General features: G+C 45.4%; 5 protein-coding genes. All 5 read left to right on the forward strand.

Annotated features, from left to right (window positions below):
- The first annotated feature begins 370 nt into the window (after positions 1-370).
- The 5 genes from TBC1_RS16195 to TBC1_RS17865 all read left to right on the forward strand — a co-directional run bounded on the left by TBC1_RS16195 (position 371) and on the right by TBC1_RS17865 (position 23,415).
- Entirely contained in the window at positions 371-1,777 is a 1,407-nt protein-coding gene (locus tag TBC1_RS16195) for a sugar transferase (protein WP_062045107.1), read from the forward strand.
- A gap of 112 nt (positions 1,778-1,889) precedes the next feature.
- Positions 1,890-2,660 (forward strand): polysaccharide biosynthesis/export family protein, encoded by a 771-nt coding sequence (locus tag TBC1_RS16200; protein ID WP_172668925.1) that lies wholly within the window; start codon positions 1,890-1,892, stop codon positions 2,658-2,660.
- Positions 2,661-2,669: 9 nt separating this feature from the next.
- A complete protein-coding gene (locus TBC1_RS16205; RefSeq protein WP_062045111.1) occupies positions 2,670-5,114 on the forward strand; it encodes a GumC family protein in 2,445 nt (814 codons plus the stop codon).
- Between the two features lie 529 nt (positions 5,115-5,643).
- On the forward strand, positions 5,644-9,189 hold the full coding sequence (locus TBC1_RS16210; protein WP_062045114.1) for a cadherin domain-containing protein: 3,546 nt from the start codon (positions 5,644-5,646) through the stop codon (positions 9,187-9,189).
- A gap of 984 nt (positions 9,190-10,173) precedes the next feature.
- Positions 10,174-23,415, forward strand: coding sequence for a cadherin domain-containing protein (locus TBC1_RS17865; protein WP_449405313.1), 13,242 nt, complete (start codon positions 10,174-10,176; stop codon positions 23,413-23,415).
- Positions 23,416-23,434: the final 19 nt, after the last annotated feature.

Consider the following 23,434-nt stretch of genomic DNA (forward strand, 5'->3'; position numbering starts at 1 on the left):
TTTATATTTCACCCCGGCAACAAATGAAATTTGTCAATTATAGGTTGTTTTCAAGTAAAAGCGCAACAAATATGAGTTTTAGTTGTGAAATATAATTATTTTTGATAACTCGTACATTTCTACCTTCGACCACTAAAAAGAAAATTATTCATGTTGTAATAATCGTGAAAAGATTTCTTTTTTTTGACTGACGTTGATTTTTGGTTTTAATATTTTCAGGTTTACCGGATTTCTTGCATAAAATAATTTCGGTTGAAAAGCGGCAGCGCGGCTAAGAAACAAATCCGGAATTAATTTGTTGACATTGGCACTTAAGGCATTATTATTAACCTGATTTGCGATTAAATACTAAAACCCCCGAATAGCGAAAATGATACAGGAGCGCGAGGAGCTTGGAAGCAAAACTTTTGGCATTATCATCACGATATTGTCAGTATTTGCTTTTATAGGGGCTTTTTTTATAATAAACTGGTTATCAATAGCCGACATTGAATACAATAGCCAGTATCTCACCGTTTTACTGATCATGATCCCTTTATGGCATTTTGGGATCAGCAAAACAAATCTCACCCGGTTTTACAGGGCCAAGGATACGGCGATCATCCTGCTAGAGAGTTTTTTATTTATCTTAACCGGAACCGGGATTCTGGCCATCATTATTTCATTGCTAAAACTCGACCAGGTTAATTTTTACATCCTCCTGGTGTTTGCATCAGTTGAGTTTATATTGCTAAACCTGATAATTATTCTATCCTACAGGTATCATAAAAATCTACTCAGCAAAGGATTAAACACCAGAAATATCATATTAATCGCTGATGAAAACTGTGTTGATTTTATTGAAAGACTTTTTCTCCATAAAGAATGGGGATTCAGAATTGTAACCATAATATCTGAATCGGAAATTATTTCAGAGATTTTCAGCAGCAGGGTCAAGGTCATTCAAAATACTCAAAGCCTGGCCTACCTGATAAAATCGCATGTTGTTGACGAAGTGTTCTATTGCAAAAATGACATTAATCAGGCTGAAATTAAAAAGCTGGTGTTTGCATGTGAAGAAATCGGGGTTGTATTCAGGCTGCAATCTGCTTTCTTCCAGATGCCTGCGACCAAGACTCATCTGAGTTATTACAATGAAGTACCCTTTCTCACATTTATCAATACGCCGGCCAACAAGGATGCACATCAATGGAAATTTGTCGTTGACATTGTAGCTTCCTTCCTTATATTGCTTATTTGGTCCCCCATTCTGTTGCTAATTGTTATTGCGATAAAACTCACCTCAAGGGGACCGGTTATATTCAAGCAGAAAAGGGTTGGTCTTAGGGGGCGTGAATTCAACATCTATAAATTCCGGACAATGGTTCAGGATGCCGAGAAACTGAGGCCCCTGCTCGAAGCCCAGAACGAAATGGATGGTCCGGTATTCAAGATAAAAAAAGATCCACGAATCACAGCTGTTGGGAAGATACTCAGAAAAACTGGCCTCGATGAAGTCCCCCAGTTCTTTAATGTTTTAAAAGGAGACATGTCGCTGGTTGGGCCCAGGCCACCCCTCCCCAGCGAAGTAGCCCAGTATCAGAGATGGCAACTCAGGCGGTTGTCAATGCGTCCGGGCATCACCTGCATATGGCAGATTGCGCCTAACAGGAACAACATTACTTTTGACGAATGGATGAAACTCGATCTGCAGTACATTGACAGCTGGTCACTGAAAATAGATTTCATGCTGCTGATAAAAACCATTCAGACAGTTGCAAAAGGTTCAGGTCAATAAAGGAATTTTCAGACAATTGCCTGAAACAACAATGATTGATTAACCCATGCGTTACTATATGAAATGCCGGATAATTGAACTTAACAGTCAGCCAAACAGAAAAGAACACCATATGAAAAACCCGGGTCAGTTTACACTTAAGCTGTTTATGTTATTGCTTATCTCAGGAATACTGGCGTCGTGTGTACCGCAGGACAACCTAAAATACGTTCAGAACAAAACAAGTTCGGAAATCAAGGAAAGCTACGAACACCTAAGGCCGATAAAAAAAATACGGCCTTTTGACAATCTGTATATCAATGTTTTAAGCCTCGACGAACAAACCGCCAGGATATTCAGTAACCAGAACTCTTCAATTACAGGGGGGCTAAGTATAGATCTTCTGAGTTATACAGTAAGTGAAAGAGGAACCATTGATTTTCCTTTTATCGGAGAAATCCTGTTAAATAACCTTACACTTCCTGAAGCAAAAGCCAAAGTTGAAGCTGAGCTTAGCCAGTATCTCAGCAATACTGCAATAACCATGAAGTTTGTAAACAGTAACATTACCGTGTTGGGAGAAGTCCGGAACCAGGGCGAATTCCCCTTTTTTAAGGAGCAGATCAATATTTTTCAGGCCCTTGGATATGCAGGCGGAATAACTGATTACGGCGACAAAAGCAAGGTAACACTGATCCGGGAATACGACAACCTGGTCAGATTTCACAACCTGAACCTGACAGATAAAAAAATTGTTGAAAATGAGTATTATTACCTTCAACCCGGCGATGTTGTAATCGTAGAGCCCATTAAAACCAAATTCAGGAGTCTCAGGACCTTTACTTATGCCACATTTCTTGCCACTACAACAACACTTATAACTGTTTTGTACTTTTTCAGATAACCCGAAGCCGTGAAAAGATCAGAAGAAATATTCCAGCAGAAGACAGACTACCGGGACTTGATTTTTAAGCTGTGGCGACACAAATTCTGGTTTGCCCTTTCTATCGCCGCCTTTCTTGCGGCAGCATTTCTTTTCAACAAATTCTCCACCACTATTTTCAGGAATCACTCTACACTGTTGCTCAAGGAATCCGAGCGGAATTCTTTCATGAGTTCTCAGGATATCATGCAGGGTTTTGGCCTCTTTGCAGGTAATCAGAATATTGAAAATGAACTGGGCATTCTCACCTCATATACGATGATTTATGATGCTGTAAATCAACTCAATCTCGACGTTTCATTTTACTCGGAGAGGTATATGTTCGGGGGGATAATCAAACACAAACTATTCAGGGAAACCGAAGAGATCTATTTTGATAAACCATTACAGATAAGTATTGATAAATCTTCGCTTCAGCCCATTGATCTTCCGATCTATTTCAGGATACTGAATAAAGATGAGTTCAGCATTGAAGCAAACGGAGAAAACATTCTGATATACAACTATCTGGATGATAATATTGTAAAAATCGCACCGAAAGTGAAAATCTCAGGAACTTACAAGTTCGGCGAGGAAATCAAGGGAGAAAACTATAGCTTTAAGGTGCATTTACCTCAAGGGAATAACTTTCAGCCATCATCCGGTAAAGTATATTTTTCTTTCAACAGTTTAAGTTACCTGACGCTTAAATACCAGGCATCCATAACTGCCAACGTTACTTCCAGAACCTCTTCACTTGTTGTAATCTCAATGTCTGGCGACAACAGGTACAAAATCACTGACTTTCTCAACACACTTTCAAATGCGTATCTTGAGAAAAACCTCGAGAAAAAAAACAGAATTGCCATCAACACCGTGAAATTTATCGACAGTCAGATCAGCGAAGTATCGGATTCATTGACTTATGCTGAAAGCAAACTTCAGAATTTCAGGACTTCGAACCGGGTTATGGATATAAGTTTTCAGGGTCAACAATCGCTCGAAAGGATGAACCAGCTTGAAAGTGAACGGGCATTGCTTATTATGCAGAAGAAGTATTATGATTATATCCGCGATTATTTTGAAAAAAATACAGATTTATCTGATCTTGTTGCCCCTTCCTCGATGAATGTTCAGGATCCCTTGTTAAACCAGTTGATTTCCCAATTGATTACACTCAATTCAGAACGAACCAACCTGCTTAACCAGGGAAACATTAAGAATCTGAGACTTAATACTATTGAAGTTCAGATAGCCAACCTGAAAAAAACCATCAACGAAAACATCAGCAGTAATGCGGCAACCACTGAGATTGCCCTTCAGGATATTAACAACAGGTCTGCACGCATCTCTGCTGAGATGTCAAGACTCCCTTCAACTGAAAGGCAACTTTTCGGTATTGAACGTAAATTCAAGCTGAATGATGCAATTTACACCTTTCTGCTCCAGAAAAGATCTGAAGCACAAATTGCCCGTGCATCAAATGCCCCCGATTATGAAGTGATTGATCCTGCAAGATACATAACTTCTTATCAGGTCTTTCCCAAGAACAAATTAACCCTGATTATCGGTGCTTTATTGGGGTTAATGATTCCTTTTATCATTATAATTTTACGTGACTTCCTGAACACAAAGATTTCTTCGAAAAAGGAGATTGAATCCATCACCGGCCTGCCAATCCTTGGTCATGTATTTCACAATGACAGCAAAGAAAAGATCGTTATCAATGAAGCCTTCAATTCACCAATTTCGGAATCCTTCAGGAGTTTAAGGACTAACCTTCAATTCTATGCCACGGATAATGAGAAAATGATATTTGTGGTTACTTCTTCATATACAGGGGAAGGAAAATCATTTATATCGCAGAATCTCGCCTGTGTTTATGCCCTGTTTGGTAAAAAAACCCTGTTGATGGGTTTTGACCTCAGAAGACCAAAACTATACCAGGACTTCAACCTGTCCAATCAGAAAGGGATCAGCACCGCCCTGATAAATCAATCTTCCCTGCCTGAAATTATTCAGAAAACAAGTATAGATAACCTTGATTTCATTTCAGCCGGACCAATTCCACCAAACCCGCTTGAGCTGATCGCTTCCCAAAAAACTGAACAGCTGATCAATGACCTTAAAAAGCTGTATGACTACATTATTATTGATTCTCCACCTGTTGGCGTTGTATCTGACACGTACCTGTTAATGAAGTATTCGGATGCAAATATTTACGTTGTAAGACAAGGATTTACTGTAAAGGAAGCATTTACAACAAATATTAATCATTTGACTCAGAAGAACATACCTCACATCAGCCTTGTGATCAACGATGTTAAAGCGAGAGGTCTGAGTTATGATTACGGATATGAATACACTTATTATGAGGAGAAAAAGGATAATTCCTTCTTCAAATCATTCAGCAAAAACTTATTTAAAAAGAAGTGATCAGCCCTTATAGTCTGTCAAAAGGGAATTTCTTTCTTTAGCATGTGTTTAATCTTTATGGAATATTTCCGGTGATCTGATAAATATCATCTGTTATACGTGCATCAGTGTTTCCGGAATCCGGAGCAATAGCTATCCTCCTAAACCTTTGCGGCTTCCCCGGGGAGAATTTCCCCAAAATGAGAAAGCAAGGCCAACAATATCCCCTATCACTAATTAGACTCTTTTTAAATTAACTTAATAAGGAAATTAATAATTATCTCAATATGCTGTCTGTAATCGATTTCGGATTCCATTTCGGTTTAAAAGCTAATTAAGCGCAACTCAACCAGGATTTCTGGCATAGTTTTCCATCAAACTTTCGCGGGGCAGCATTCCGGGATGAGAAATGCTGTCCGGGGGAGAATTTTACAGCAACAATCTGATAGAATACATTTTCCCTGCTGAGCTACCCGATTAAGTAGCTGATTAGCAGCATTGAAATTTATTTTTGAATTAATGTTAAATGAACAAACTAAAACGACTACAAATGGAAAACAAACGGAGCATTACAGGAGGAGGAATTTCCAACAAAAAACCCAGATTTTTATTTCTTGCACTAACTTTTCTGCTACTCGTATTTTATTCTTCGATTCTTTTTGGTGCAACCATCTACATTGATCCGACCAACACAAGCTCCGGTCAGAATGGTTCCATTACAAGCCCTTACAGTTCCTGGACCAGATTTTCCCTGGTGAGCGGGAATACCTATTTGCAAAAAAGGGGGACTACGTACACATCCTCAACGCAAATTTTCATCAGTGCGAAAAACAACATCACAATCGGAGCATATGGCACCGGTAGCAAGCCTGTTTTCTCATATACAGGCAGCGGATACGCCTATAGAATCGAAGGCTCTTCCAATTGCACCGTTCAGGACTTTGAAGTTAACGGAAATGGAAATGCCCATTCCCTGATAGGGGTCTCGGGCAGTTCATCAAACTACACTTCTGAAATTACCATCAACAATTGCGTGCTTCACAATGCACATAATACCAACAATGCAGGCTTCGGAATATATGGGGTATACAACAACAACCTGTCAATTCTGAATACCACAATTCACAATGTAGCCATTGACGGAATATATTTAGCCAATATTCCGGGTATTGAGATCGGGTACAGTCATATCTACAATATTAACCGGAGATTTTTTGTAAACCCCAATCAGACTTACTCATCAGGAGATGGAATACAACTCGACGGCAATTATAATGGTTTTCACATTCACCATACGATTATTGACCGCACAAACGGTGCCGGCAATAAGTTCAACCTTATTCTGAACAGTGCACCCGGGACTTCCGACAATGCAACCGGAATAATTGAGTATTGCACATTTATTAATGGCTCAAATGTGGCTGCAGCTGTGCACATTGAACGCGGGAACGGAATCATTACAAGGTATAATACTTTTCAGGGAAATACCCTGGGCTTAAGAATTGCAGGAGCATATACCAGTAATAATCTGATTCATAACAACATCTTCTACAACTGTTCAAGCGGAATCGGCATTGGATATACATATCCCTCTGTGGGGCCGGCAACAAACACCAAGGTCTATAACAATGTCTTTTACCGTGTCTCAAATTACCATATCTGGGTTGATAAAACAAACGTTGATTCAAGAAACAATATCCACCTTAGGGGCACAGACAATGGTGTTGCCATCTACAATTACGGTGGCGGATCATGGACCATCAGGAACAACTGTTACGGCACATCTGCAACAGCCGGAACGCCCGGAACAGGATCAAATCCGGTTACAGGCAATCCGCTTTTTGTTAATCCGGCGGGTTACGACTTCCACCTGCAAAGTAGCTCTCCCTGCATCAATAAAGGCGTGAATGTGGGAATCAGCCATGACATTGAAGGAACCTCAATATTTCAGGGATCCGCACCTGACATCGGTGCTTATGAATATATCTCTTCCTCTGGCAGCAACCTGCCCCCTGTAATAAATAACCAGTCATTCTCAATAAATGAAAACAGCCCGAACGGTACCGGTGTCGGGACCGTAGTTGCAACAGACCCCAATGCAGGACAAACGCTTACTTACACTATTGTCAGCGGCAATACTAACAATGCATTCACACTAAACTCCAGTACAGGTCAGATTATTGTAGCCAACAGTGCTGCTATAAACTATGAATCTGCATCATCTTTTGCGCTTATTGTAAGGGTAACTGACAATGGCACCGGTAATCTCTGGTCGCAGGCAACAATAACAATAAATATTCTTAACATCAATGAGCCTCCGGTTATATCCAATCAGGCATTCAGTATTGCCCAGAATCTTCCCAACGGGACCCTGGTCGGGACTGTTCAAGCTTCTGATCCGGATCAGGGACAGGTTCTTACCTTTTCAATTACCGGCGGAAATACCAACTCCTGTTTTGCAATCAATGCTTCTACGGGTACAATAACAGTTGCAAATGCAGTTGCACTCACCCCTCAAACGTTTAATCTTACCGTCAGGGCTACCGACAACGGGAACCCTAGCCTGTATACTCAGGCTACTGTATCTGTAACAGTTACTTCGGTAAACCAGGCTCCTGTAATAAACAACCAGTCATTCAATACTGCGCAGGGTTCTCCCAATGGAACTGTTATCGGAACAGTGATTGCAAGCGACCCCAACCAGGGGCAAACGCTGTCATATTCCATTACAGGGGGGAATACATCATCATGTTTTGCAATAAATCCCTCAAGCGGAGCACTTTCAGTCAATAATTCAGCCGCCCTTGCTGTTCAGACATACAATTTATCAGTCCGGGTAACAGATAACGGAATCCCGTCAATGAACAGCCAGGCGATCGTCACGGTGAATGTAACCCCCGGGAATCAGGCTCCTGTGATAGAAAACCAGACGTTCAACGTTCAGCAATATGCACCAGCCGGGACACTTGTCGGGACGCTGATTGCCACTGATCCGGATCCGGGTCAGGTCCTCACATACTCTATCACTACAGGGAATTCCAACGGGATATTTGCCATCAATCCGGGCACGGGTGCTATTACAGTAGTTCATTCCTTTGCGCTCTACCCCAGGACATTTTATATGATGGCAAGAGCAACCGATAATGGCACACCAGCATTGTTCGCTGAAGCTATGATACAGATCATAGTACCAGAGACAAACTACCCTCCTGTCATTGATAACCAAACCTTCATCACAAAAAAACATCCTCCGGCAGGTTCTGTGCTCGGTACTGTTGTGGCCAGCGACCCCAACCCAAATCAGCTACTTACATATACAATAACAGCGGGAAATTCCAACGGCATTTTTGATCTGAACCCGAATACAGGCGTGCTTACTGTAGCAAATCCGGCTGCATTTTATCCGCGAACGCTCTATCTCAGGGTCAGAGCTACAGACAATGGCACCCCTAATATGTATGCGGAAGCAATTATCTCAATTGTCGTGTCAAATGCATCTGCCACCACCGCTGTTCCGGTTTCCAAACAATATTTCAATACCAGCATTCTTCTTCCCGAAGGGAGTCCTGTTGGCCAAATTTTATCAAGGCACTCCTCCGACGAGATGAATCTAACATACATCCCAATGCAGGATCACCCACTTCCTGGTATTTCAATCAATAGTTCGACTGGTGAAATCATAATATCAGACAAAGACAGGCTTTTGTCGGGCGAGCTTGATTGCAAAATCGGAGTTCTTGATTCTGAAGAACTTGAATTAATGGAAGTTGTTGACATAACCATATCCATTTCAGAAAAAATGACAACTACAGAAACCAAAGAAGAAAATAACATGCAAAATATTTCTATTGATTCAGAAGTCGTTGTTTACCCGAATCCCTCGGTTGATGGAATCTTCAACATAGGGTTCAGCGGACAACAAATATCTGCCACTGAGATTGCGGTCTTCGACCTCTCAGGCAGACTTATTTTCAATACAATTTTTAAGCAGTCGGATAAAATAACAATTGACCTTTCAGGACGGCCAAAAGGAACTTACCTCCTGAAAGTCTTTAATGGATTGCAACAAAAGACCATCAAAGCGGTCATCGGCTGATGAGCGAAAACAATTCCTGAGTCAGGTGGCTATACAACTAGCCACCTGATTTTTTTCATACTATTCCATTTTCTTTATATATATTATTATATTGTTTATTTAATATTTCTATACATTACTGAGTCAAGGATAATAATCTGTTGCTATTAAAAATGAAAAATATACACCACTGTCATACAGCCCATTAATTCCTTTAAGAAATACAGCTTATATAGCAGACGCTAAATGTAGACCTCTTCTAAATTATCAATAATCCAATTTTTACCTGTTACTTTTTCCAAAAAAAACTATAAAAGGATTACAAAGCCAGAAGGAGGAGATCGGCCAGGGATACTTCTGCCTTCAACTAGGAATAATCAATGACTTAGGTCACTCAAACAACTAATGGAGGAAATGATGGGAAGACAATTAATTACCTGGACTCCAGCGCAATCAGATTGCCGGAGACGCTCACTTTTTATAACTTTTTTACTGATTATCTCAGTATTTTTCAGTTTTGCACAATCGACTATATACATTGACCCAACCTTCACGGGCTCTCCAAAGAATGGCACCATTACAAACCCTTACAGCTCCTGGACAAGTTTTTCCCTGGTGAATGGTAATACCTATTTACAAAAAAGAGGCACAACGTACACTTCCTCAACACAAATTTTCATCAGTGCAAAAAACAACATCACAATCGGGGCATACGGCTCGGGCAACATGCCCGTTTTCTCTTATACCGGCAGTGGTTATGCTTTCAGAATTGAAGGCTCTTCCTATTGCACCGTTCAGGACTTTGAAGTCAATGGAAATACCAATGCCTTTGCTCTTTTCGGCATTATTGGAACCTCATCAAACTATACCCAGAACAACACGATTAACAACTGCCTGGCTTATAATGCCCACAACACAAACAATGCCGGATTCGGCGTTTACAGCTTCTACAGCAACGGGTTATCTGTCCTTAATACTGTAATTCACAATGTCGCCCTGGATGGAATGTACCTCAGATATACTCCTGATGTTGAAATCGGATATTGCAATGTATATGACATTAACCGCAGGTACTTCTCCAATTCCAACCAGACCTATTCATCGGGTGATGGCATTCAGCTTGATGGCAATTACAATGGTTTCCACATTCATCATACCACCATTGACCGTACAAATGGAGCAGGCAACAAATTCAATCTCATTCTCAACAGCCCGCCGGGAGCCTCAGATAATGCAACAGGGATTATTGAATATTGCACATTTATCAATGGCTCAAATGTGGCTGCAGCTGTGCACATTGAACGCGGAAACGGGATCATAACCAGGTACAATACTTTTCAGGGAAATACCCTGGGCCTAAGAATTGCAGGAGCATATACCAGCAATAATCTTATTCATAATAACATCTTCTACAACTGTTCCAGCGGAATCGGCATTGGGTATACATATCCCTCTGTGGGGCCGGCGACGAATACCAAAGTCTATAACAATGTTTTTTACCGTGTTTCCAATTACCATATTTGGGTTGATAAAACCAATGTTGATTCAAGAAACAATATCCACCTGAGGGGCACAGACAATGGTGTTGCCATATACAACTACGGGGGCGGATCATGGACCATTATGAACAACTGTTACGGCACATCTGCAACAGCCGGGACACCCGGAACAGGTTCAAATCCGGTTACAGGTAATCCGCTTTTTGTTAATCCGGCAGGTTACGACTTCCACCTGCAAAGTAACTCTCCCTGTATCAATGCGGGCACTAATGTCAATATCGGATTGGACATTGAAGGAACAGCAATCCCTCAAAACGGAGTTCCTGATATCGGAGTTTACGAATACCAGTCAGGAACGGGTTCAAACCAGGCTCCACAGATCAGCAATCAGACCTTCTCATTGAATGAAAATTCACCCAACGGAACCACTGCCGGGACAATAATCGCTACTGATCCTGATGCCGGACAAACCCTTACTTTCTCAATAACTTCGGGGAATACAAGCAATGCCTTTACCATCAACAGTGCAACCGGAGTATTATCAGTAAATAATTCTACAGCACTAAATTTTGAAGTTACCCCATCATTTAACCTGAATGTTCAGGTTACTGACAACGGCTCAGGCCCCTTAAGCAGCCAGGCAGTGGTAACCGTAAACTTAACTGATGTCAATGAATCCCCGGTTATCAATAACCAGACTTTCTCGATTCCTGAACAATCAGTCAATGGAACGCTGGTTGGTAATGTTATCGCAACCGACCCTGATAACGGACAAGCTCTTAACTATTCAATCGTTAGCGGCAATACATCAAATGCATTTTCAATCAATGCTTCAAGCGGCGCCCTTATTGTCAATAATTCCGTTGCGCTGAATTTTCTGACAAACCCGACTTTCAGTCTGATGGTAAGGGTACAGGACAATGGCGCAGGCAACCTCAATTCAACAGCTCAGATTACCGTTAACCTTACTGAGGTTAATTATCCGCCGGTTATCAATAATCAGAGCTTTTCCCTGAATGAGCTTTCACAAAACGGAACCCTGGTCGGAACGGTACTGGCAACGGACAACAATCCGGGTCAGACGCTAACCTATTCAATTATTTCAGGTAATACATCTTCAGCATTCACGATCAATGGAATATCAGGCGAATTGATGGTCAATAACTCTCAGGCACTGGTATTCAATACAAATCCGGTATTTAATCTTACTGTAAAGGTTCAGGATAACGGCCCCGGAAATCTTTCAAGCAACGCCATTGTCACCGTTAATCTGATCCAGGAACCCCCACTTTCGCTCAGCTTTGCAGTTACCAACGAAACCCCTCCCGGGAATAACGGAGCGATTGACCTGACAGTGAATGGAGGATTTAGTCCGTTTTCTTACGTTTGGACCAACTCACAACCTGCCAATTGTGCAGAATTGGCAATTTCTTCGGTTTATGCAATTGGCGATGATGGGAATATCCCACAAAATGTCATAGACAATAACTTGAATACCAGATGGTCAAACAACGGCATCGGATCATGGATAGAACTTGATCTTGGAGGCATAAAAACAATCTGCAGTGTCAATATTGCATGGTATAATGTTGTAAGAATAAATTATTTTGATATCTCGGTTTCTTCCGATGGTATAAACTACACAAATGTTTATACCGGAGAAAGCAATACAGCATACCTGCCAAATCCGGAACCCTACGATTTTGAAAATACAAGCGGACGATTCGTACGGATAACCGTAAATGGCAACTCGATGAATGCCTGGGCCAGTATCACGGAAATAGATGTGATAGGTTTTGATCCTATAGCTTCAACCGAAGACATCAATGGCCTCAGCGCAGGAAGCTATTTTGTTACCGTTACCGGATCAAACGGAAATACAATCACCGGTAGCGCTATAGTTGAATATGATGCGGGAAACTCAGCCCCGGTGATGAGCAATCAGACCTTCAGCATCAATGAGAACGCTTCCGCCGGAACCGTTGCAGGCATCATGAGTGCTGCGGACCCCGATCAGGGACAAACCCTTACTTACAGCATCACTGCCGGAAACACCGGTGGCGCATTTGCCATCAGCCCTTCAACCGGAACTATAACGGTAAGCAACCAGTCAGCAGTTAACTTTGAAGTTAATCCGGTTTTCAGCCTGACCATCTGGGTACAGGACAATGGAGCCCCTGCACTTTCTGCCACTGCGGTTGCCACCATTAACCTGACGGATGTAAACGAATCACCGGTGATGAGCAATCAGACCTTCAGCATCAATGAGAACGCTTCCGCCGGAACCGTTGCAGGCACCATGAGTGCTGCGGACCCCGATCAGGAACAAACCCTGACATACAGCATCACTGCCGGAAACACCGGTGGCGCTTTTGCCATCCATCCTTCAACCGGAGTAATTACAGTAAATAACCCGGCAGCAATTGATTTTGAAGTTAACCCGGTTTTCAGCCTGACCATCATGGTACAGGACAATGGAGCCCCTGCACTTTCTGCCACTGCGGTTGCCACCATTAACCTGACGGATGTGAACGAGTCCCCGGCAATGGGCGAACAGGTGTTCAGCATCAATGAGAACGTTCCCGCCGGAACCGTTGCAGGCACCATGAGTGCTTCAGATCCCGACCAGGGCCAGTCCCTGACATACAGCATCACTGCCGGAAACACCGGTGGCGCATTTGCCATCCATCCTTCAACCGGAGTAATTACAGTAAATAACCCGGCAGCAATTGATTTTGAAGTTAACCCGGTTTTCAGCCTGACCATCAGGGTACAGGACAATGGAGCCCCTGCACTTTCTGCCACTGCGGTTGCCACCATTAACCTGACGGATGTAAACGAGTCCCCGGCAATAGACGACCAGGTATTCAGCATCAATGAAAACGTTCCCGCCGGAACCGTTGCAGGCACCATGAGTGCTGCGGACCCCGATCAGGGACAAACCCTGACATACAGCATCACTGCCGGAAACACTGTTGGCGCATTTGCCATCCATCCTTCAACCGGAGTAATTACAGTAAATAACCCGGCAGCAATTGATTTTGAAGTTAACCCGGTTTTCAGCCTGACCATCATGGCTCAGGATAACGGAGCACCCGCGCTTTCCGTCACTGCGATGGCAATCATCAACCTGACGGATGTAAACGAGTCCCCGGCAATGGACGACCAGGTATTCAGCATCAATGAAAACGTTACCGCCGGAACCGTTGCAGGCACCATGAGTGCTGCGGACCCCGATCAGGGACAAACCCTGACATACAGCATCACTGCCGGAAACACCGTTGGCGCATTTGCCATCCATCCTTCAACCGGAGAAATTACAGTAAATAACCCGGCAGCAATTGATTTTGAAGTTAACCCGGTTTTCAGCCTGACCATCATGGCTCAGGATAACGGAGCACCCGCACTTTCCGTCAATGCAATGGCAACCATCAACCTGACGGATGTAAACGAGTCCCCGGCAATGGGCGACCAGGTGTTCAGCATCAATGAAAACGTTCCCGCCGGAACCGTTGCAGGCACCATGAGTGCTTCAGATCCCGACCAGGGCCAGTCCCTGACATACAGCATTACAGCCGGAAACACCGGAGGCGCTTTTGCCATCCATCCTTCAACCGGAGTAATTACAGTAAATAACCCGGCAGCAATTGATTTTGAAGTTAACCCGGTCTTTAGCCTGACCATCATGGTACAGGACAATGGAGCCCCTGCACTTTCTGCCACTGCGGTTGCCACCATTAACCTGACGGATGTGAACGAATCACCGGTGATGAGCAATCATACCTTCAGCATCAATGAAAACGTTCCCGCCGGAACCGCTGCCGGCACCATGAGTGCTTCAGATCCCGACCAGGGCCAGTCCATGACATACAGCATCACAGCCGGAAATACCGGTGGCGCTTTTGCCATCCATCCTTCAACCGGAGTAATTACAGTAAATAACCCGGCAGCAATTGATTTTGAAGTTAACCCGGTCTTTAGCCTGACCATCATGGCTCAGGATAACGGAGCACCCGCGCTTTACGTCACTGCGATGGCAATTATCAACCTGACGGATATAAACGAGTCCCCGGCAATGGGCGACCAGGTATTCAGCATCAATGAAAACGTTCCCGCCGGAACCGCTGCCGGCACCATGAGTGCTTCAGATCCCGACCAGGGCCAGTCCATGACATACAGCATCACAGCCGGAAATACCGGTGGCGCTTTTACCATCCATCCTTCAACCGGAGTAATTACAGTAAATAACCCGGCAGCAATTGATTTTGAAGTAAACCCGGTTTTCAGCCTGACCATCATGGCTCAGGATAACGGAGCACCCGCGCTTTACATCACTGCGATGGCAATTATCAACCTGACGGATGTAAACGAGTCCCCTGTGATGAACAATCATGAGTTCGAGGTTTCCAGAACCGCACCTTCAGGCACCCTTATCGGAACAGTGGTAGCTTCTGATCCTGATTTTAACCAAACGCTTACATTCTCAATTACAGACGGAAATCCTGACAATATCTTCAGCATTGACCCCCTGAGCGGTGAGTTATCCGTCAGCAACAGCAGTGCACTGATAGCTTCGGCCATCGAAATGTTCACCCTGAACATCCTGACCGAAGACAACGGGAATCCCGCGCTCTCAGCATCTGCAATTGCCACCATCATGGTTACCGACAGCAACCTGCCGCCTTCCATCGATAATCAACTCTTTGCCATTGACGAAAATGCAGTGTCAGGCTCTATTGTCGGCCAGGTGACCGCCACAGACCCCGATCTGAACCAGGTTCTCTCTTTCGGCATTATCGGCGGTAATACTGATAATGCATTCCAGATCTCTGAAAACGGATTGCTCTCTGTTGCCAATGCTGGTCTGATGGATTTTGAGACATATCCTGTATTCAATCTCAACGTTCAGGTAACTGACAACGGCTCCCCTGCCCTGTCGGCTTCGGCAATGATTACCGTTGAACTCAACGATATCAACGAGACCCCGGTAATCGCCCAGGGCCAGTCATTCCAGGTTGATGAGCATGTGCCGGCCTTAACCCAGGTAGGAACTGTGATGGCTACTGACCCCGATTCAGGACAGTCTCTCACGTTCACCATACAGGGTGGAAATACCAACAACGCCTTTACCATCGACGCCCTTACAGGTGAAATTACCGTGGCCGGAAATATCTGCTTCGAATACTGCAGCCAGTACAACCTGCTGGTGAGGTCAACCGACAACGGATCTCCTGCTTTATACGGCGAGGAAACGGTGGTTATCCTCCTGAACGATGTGAACGAAGCTCCCGTTATTGCAGATCAGAGTTTCGGCGTTTCCAGAACAGCGCCTGCAGGCACCCTTATCGGAACAGTGGTAGCTTCTGATCCTGATTTTAGCCAAACGCTTACATTCTCAATTACAGACGGAAATCCTGACAATATCTTCAGCATTGACCCCCTGAGCGGTGAGTTATCCGTCAGCAACAGCAGTGCACTGATGGCTTCGGCCATCGAAATGTTCACCCTGAATATCCTGACCGAAGACAACGGGAATCCCGTGCTCTCAGCATCTGCAATTGCCACCATCATGGTTACCGACAGCAACCTGCCGCCTTCCATCGATAATCAACTCTTTGCCATTGACGAAAATGCAGTGTCAGGCTCTATTGTCGGCCAGGTGACCGCCACAGACCCCGATCTGAACCAGGTTCTCTCTTTCGGCATTATCGGCGGTAATACTGATAATGCATTCCAGATCTCTGAAAACGGATTGCTCTCTGTTGCCAATGCTGGTCTGATGGATTTTGAGACATATCCTGTATTCAATCTCAACGTTCAGGTAACTGACAACGGCTCCCCTGCCCTGTCGGCTTCGGCAATGATTACCGTTGAACTCAACGATATCAACGAGGCCCCGGTAATCGCCCAGGGCCAGTCATTCCAGGTTGATGAGCATGTGCCGGCCTTAACCCAGGTAGGAACTGTGATGGCTACTGACCCCGATTCAGGACAGTCTCTCACGTTCACCATACAGGGCGGAAATCCTGACAATATCTTCAGCATTGATCCCCTGAGCGGTGAGTTATCCGTCAGCAACAGCAGTGCACTGATGGCTTCGGCCATTGAAATGTTCACCCTGAACATCCTGACCGAAGACAACGGAAATCCCGCGCTCTCAGCATCTGCAATTGCCACCATCATGGTTACCGACAGCAACCTGCCTCCTTCCATCGATAATCAACTCTTTGCCATTGACGAAAATGCAGTGTCAGGCTCTATTGTCGGCCAGGTGACCGCCACAGACCCCGATCTGAACCAGGTTCTCTCTTTCAGCATTATCGGCGGTAATACTGATAATGCATTCCAGATCTCTGAAAACGGATTACTCTCTGTTGCCAATGCTGGTCTGATGGATTTTGAGACATATCCTGTATTCAATCTCAACGTTCAGGTAACTGACAACGGCTCCCCTGCCCTGTCGGCTTCGGCAATGATTACCGTTGAGCTCAACGATATCAACGAGACCCCGGTAATCGCCCAGGGCCAGGCATTCCAGGTTGATGAGCATGTGCCGGCCTTAACCCAGGTAGGAACAGTGATGGCTGCTGACCCCGATTCAGGACAGTCTCTCACGTTCACCATACAGGGCGGAAATACCAACAACGCCTTTGCCATCGACGCCCTTACAGGTGAAATCACCGTGGCCGGAAATATCTGCTTCGAATACTGCAGCCAGTACAACCTGCTGGTGAGGGCCACCGACAACGGTTCTCCCGCTTTATATGGCGAGGAAACGGTGGTTATTCTCCTGAACGATGTGAACGAAGCTCCCGTTATTGCAGATCAGAGTTTCGGCGTTTCCAGAACAGCGCCTGCAGGCACCCTTATCGGAACGGTGGTAGCTTCTGATCCTGATTTTAACCAAACGCTTACATTCTCAATTACAGACGGAAATCCTGACAATATCTTCAGCATTGATCCCCTCAGCGGTGAGTTATCCGTCAGCAACAGCAGTGCACTGATGGCTTCGGCCATTGAAATGTTCACCCTGAACATCCTGACCGAAGACAACGGGAATCCCGCGCTCACAGCATCTGCAATTGCCACCATCATGGTTACCGACAGCAACCTGCCTCCTTCCATCGATAATCAACTCTTTGCCATTGACGAAAATGCAGTGTCAGGCTCTATTGTCGGCCAGGTGACCGCCACAGACCCCGATCTGAACCAGGTTCTCTCTTTCAGCATTATCGGCGGTAATACTGATAATGCATTCCAGATCTCTGAAAACGGATTGCTCTCTGTTGCCAATGCTGGTCTGATGGATTTTGAGACATATCCTGTATTCAATCTCAACGTTCAGGTAACTGACAACGGCTCCCCTGCCCTGTCGGCTTCGGCAATGATTACCGTTGAACTCAACGATATCAACGAGGTCCCGGTAATCGCCCAGGGCCAGTCATTCCAGGTTGATGAGCATGTGCCGGCCTTAACCCAGGTAGGAACTGTGATGGCTACTGACCCCGATTCAGGACAGTCTCTCACGTTCACCATACAGGGCGGAAATACCAACAACGCCTTTGCCATCGACGCCCTTACAGGTGAAATTACCGTGGCCGGAAATATCTGCTTCGAATACTGCAGCCAGTACAACCTGCTGGTGAGGGCCACCGACAACGGTTCTAACGCTTTATACGACGAGGAAACCGTGGTTATCCTTCTGAACGATGTAAACGAGGCCCCGGTAATCGCCCAGGGCCAGTCATTCCAGGTTGATGAGCATGTGCCGGCCTTAACCCAGGTAGGAACTGTGATGGCTACTGACCCCGATTCAGGACAGTCNAATCCCGCGCTCTCAGCATCTGCAATTGCCACCATCATGGTTACCGACAGCAACCTGCCGCCTTCCATCGATAATCAACTCTTTGCCATTGACGAAAATGCAGTGTCAGGCTCTATTGTCGGCCAGGTGACCGCCACAGACCCCGATCTGAACCAGGTTCTCTCTTTCGGCATTATCGGCGGTAATACTGATAATGCATTCCAGATCTCTGAAAACGGATTGCTCTCTGTTGCCAATGCTGGTCTGATGGATTTTGAGACATATCCTGTATTCAATCTCAACGTTCAGGTAACTGACAACGGCTCCCCTGCCCTGTCGGCTTCGGCAATGATTACCGTTGAACTCAACGATATCAACGAGACCCCGGTAATCGCCCAGGGCCAGTCATTCCAGGTTGATGAGCATGTGCCGGCCTTAACCCAGGTAGGAACTGTGATGGCTACTGACCCCGATTCAGGACAGTCACTTACGTTCACCATACAGGGCGGAAATACCAACAACGCCTTTGCCATCGACGCCCTTACAGGTGAAATCACCGTGGCCGGAAATATCTGCTTCGAATACTGCAGCCAGTACAACCTGCTGGTGAGGGCCACCGACAACGGTTCTCCCGCTTTATATGGCGAGGAAACGGTGGTTATCCTCCTGAACGATGTGAACGAAGCCCCCGTTATTGCAGATCAGAGTTTCGGCGTTTCCAGAACAGCACCTGCAGGTACCCTTATCGGAACAGTGGTAGCTTCTGATCCTGATTTTAACCAAACGCTTACTTTCTCAATTACAGACGGAAATCCTGACAATATCTTCAGCATTGATCCCCTGAGCGGTGAGTTATCCGTCAGCAACAGCAGTGCACTGATGGCTTCGGCCATTGAAATGTTCACCCTGAACATCCTGACCGAAGACAACGGAAATCCCGCGCTCTCAGCATCTGCAATTGCCACCATCATGGTTACCGACAGCAACCTGCCTCCTTCCATCGATAATCAACTCTTTGCCATTGACGAAAATGCAGTGTCAGGCTCTATTGTCGGCCAGGTGACCGCCACAGACCCCGATCTGAACCAGGTTCTCTCTTTCAGCATTATCGGCGGTAATACTGATAATGCATTCCAGATCTCTGAAAACGGATTACTCTCTGTTGCCAATGCTGGTCTGATGGATTTTGAGACATATCCTGTATTCAATCTCAACGTTCAGGTAACTGACAACGGCTCCCCTGCCCTGTCGGCTTCGGCAATGATTACCGTTGANACCGTGGCCGGAAATATCTGCTTCGAATACTGCAGCCAGTACAACCTGCTGGTGAGGGCCACCGACAACGGTTCTAACGCTTTATACGACGAGGAAACCGTGGTTATCCTTTTGAACGATGTAAACGAGGCCCCGGTAATCGCCCAGGGCCAGTCATTCCAGGTTGATGAGCATGTGCCGGCCTTAACCCAGGTAGGAACAGTGATGGCTGCTGACCCCGATTCAGGACAGTCACTTACGTTCACCATACAGGACGGAAATACCAACAACGCCTTTGCCATCGACGCCCTTACAGGTGAAATTACCGTGGCCGGAAATATCTGCTTCGAATACTGCAGCCAGTACAACCTGCTGGTGAGGGCTACCGACAACGGTTCTCCCGCTTTATATGGCGAGGAAACGGTGGTTATTCTCTTGAATGATGTGAACGAAACCCCGGTAATCGCCCAGGGCCAGGCATTCCAGGTTGATGAGCATGTGCCCGCCTTGACCCAGGTCGGAACGGTATCAGCCGCCGACCCCGACTCAGGACAATCGCTCACCTTTACCATACAAGGTGGAAATACCAACAACGCCTTTGCCATCGACGCTCTTACAGGTGAAATTACCGTGGCCGGAAATATCTGCTTCGAATACTGCAGCCAGTACAACCTGCTGGTGAGGGCTACCGACAACGGTTCTCCCGCTTTATACGGCGAGGAAACGGTGGTTATTCTCCTGAACGATGTGAACGAAGCTCCCGTTATTGCAGATCAGAGTTTCGGCGTTTCCAGAACAGCGCCTGCAGGCACCCTTATCGGAACGGTGGTGGCTTCTGATCCTGATTTTAACCAAACGCTTACTTTCTCAATTACAGACGGAAATCCTGACAATATCTTCAGCATTGATCCCCTGAGCGGTGAGTTATCCGTCAGCAACAGCAGTGCACTGATGGCTTCGGCCATTGAAATGTTCACCCTGAACATCCTGACCGAAGACAACGGAAATCCCGCGCTCTCAGCATCTGCAATTGCCACCATCATGGTTACCGACAGCAACCTGCCTCCTTCCATCGATAATCANTTCTCAATTACAGACGGAAATCCTGACAATATCTTCAGCATTGATCCCCTGAGCGGTGAGTTATCCGTCAGCAACAGCAGTGCACTGATGGCTTCGGCCATTGAAATGTTCACCCTGAACATCCTGACCGAAGACAACGGAAATCCCGCGCTCTCAGCATCTGCAATTGCCACCATCATGGTTACCGACAGCAACCTGCCTCCTTCCATCGATAATCAACTCTTTGCCATTGACGAAAATGCAGTGTCAGGCTCTATTGTCGGCCAGGTGACCGCCACAGACCCCGATCTGAACCAGGTTCTCTCTTTCAGCATTATCGGCGGTAATACTGATAATGCATTCCAGATCTCTGAAAACGGATTACTCTCTGTTGCCAATGCTGGTCTGATGGATTTTGAGACATATCCTGTATTCAATCTCACCGTTCAGGTAACTGACAACGGCTCCCCTGCCCTGTCGGCTTCGGCAATGATTACCGTTGAGCTCAACGATATCAACGAGACCCCGGTGATCGACCCGGACCAGTCATTCCAGGTTGATGAGCATGTGCCGGCCTTAACCCAGGTCGGAACTGTGATGGCTACTGACCCCGATTCAGGACAGTCTCTCACGTTCACCATACAGGGCGGAAATACCAACAACGCCTTTGCCATCGACGCTCTTACAGGTGAAATTACCGTGGCCGGAAATATCTGCTTCGAATACTGCAGCCAGTACAACCTGCTGGTGAGGGCCACCGACAACGGTTCTCCCGCTTTGTCAGATGAGGAAACTGTTGTTATTCTTCTGAATGATGTGAACGAAACCCCGGTAATCGCCCAGGGCCAGGCATTCCAGGTTGATGAGCATGTGCCTGCCTTAACCCAGGTAGGAACTGTGATGGCTACTGACCCCGACTTAGGACAATCGCTCACTTATACCATTCAGGGCGGAAATACCAACAACGCCTTTGCCATTGACGCCCTTACAGGTGAAATTACCGTGGCCGGAAATATCTGCTTCGAATACTGCAGCCAGTACAACCTGCTGGTGAGGTCAACCGACAACGGATCTCCTGCTTTATACGGCGAGGAAACGGTGGTTATCCTCCTGAACGATGTGAACGAAGCTCCCGTTATTGCAGATCAGAGTTTCGGCGTTTCCAGAACAGCGCCTGCAGGCACCCTTATCGGAACAGTGGTGGCTTCTGATCCTGATTTTAACCAAACGCTTACTTTCTCAATTACAGACGGAAATCCTGATAATATCTTCAGCATTGATCCCCTGAGCGGTGAGCTGTATATTACAAGTACAAATACGCTGGGGATAATTTTAGAGGAATTTGTATATCTGAATGTTACGGTCAGTGACAATGGCAGCCCGCAGGAAGCATCAGGTGCAGTTATAACAATTGTATTGGATGCAATGAACAACAATCCGGTTATCCAGGACCAGGTATTCTCAATAAATGAGAACGCAACTGGCGGAATGGAAGTGGGTCAGATAGCAGCTTTCGATCCTGACGCTGACCAGGAATTAACTTTTAGCATAGCAGATGGGAATACCGGTGAAGCATTCTCGGTATCTCCGGAAGGATCTATCACAGTTCTGAATTCCGGAATGCTTAATTATGAGACAACACCTATTTTCCAACTTGTTGTAGTAGTAACAGATAATGGAATTCCGGCAATGTCTGCAGAGGCTGTGGTGACCATCAGCCTGACTGATATCAACGAACCTCCTGTAGTTTATCCTCAAAGTTTCTTTATTGATGAAAATCTGCCAAACGGTCAGTTTGTTGGCGTGGTTGAAGCTTTTGATCCTGAATCAGGCAGCAATCTGCAATTTGAGATTGTTTCCGGGAATACCGGTAATGCATTCCGGTTGCATCCTGTCAATGGCCAATTGTATATAAGGAACAGCACTGCCATTAATTTCGAGGAAAACCCAGTCTTTTATCTTATGGTGAGGGTAACTGACAGCGATAATCATGCAACGGAAGAAATCATTACCATATATGTTATAGATGGAAATGATCCTCCGGAAACCTATAATTTCAGCTTTTTCGCCGACTATTATTCACCTGAAGGGACGGTGATCGGTGTTGTAGAATCTTATGATCCTGATCAGGGCCAAATACTGACCTATGAGTTTATGGAAGGCAATTTCGATAATATCTTCAGCATTCACCCCTATACCGGAGAGATATTTATCAGTAACTCTAACGCCTTCAGAGCCAGCAACACAGGTCAGCACAATTTGTCAGTAAAGGTTTCTGACAATGGTTCACCCCCGATGTCATCGCTCTTCTACGTGAAGATTGCCATTGCCAGACCTGATGTTGAAAAGACGACAGTCTCAGATGACAACAACCCGCTCAAACGCCTGGATTTCAAGGCATATCCCAATCCATCAGCCGATGGAAGATTCACCCTCGCATTTGAATCTGAGCCTTCCCCGGATGCAACAATTTCAATAACAGATATTTCCGGAATTGTAAAATTTGAGACGAAACCAAACAGTACGCTGAACTATCCGCTGGATCTCAGCCATCTTAGCAAGGGATTCTATATAATACAAATAACCAACGGTCAATACCGCACGAAGGACAAACTGATTATTCAATAAAATTACCTGAAATAATCGG

This window comes from Lentimicrobium saccharophilum (assembly GCF_001192835.1).
In the GTDB taxonomy this organism is placed as follows: domain Bacteria; phylum Bacteroidota; class Bacteroidia; order Bacteroidales; family Lentimicrobiaceae; genus Lentimicrobium; species Lentimicrobium saccharophilum.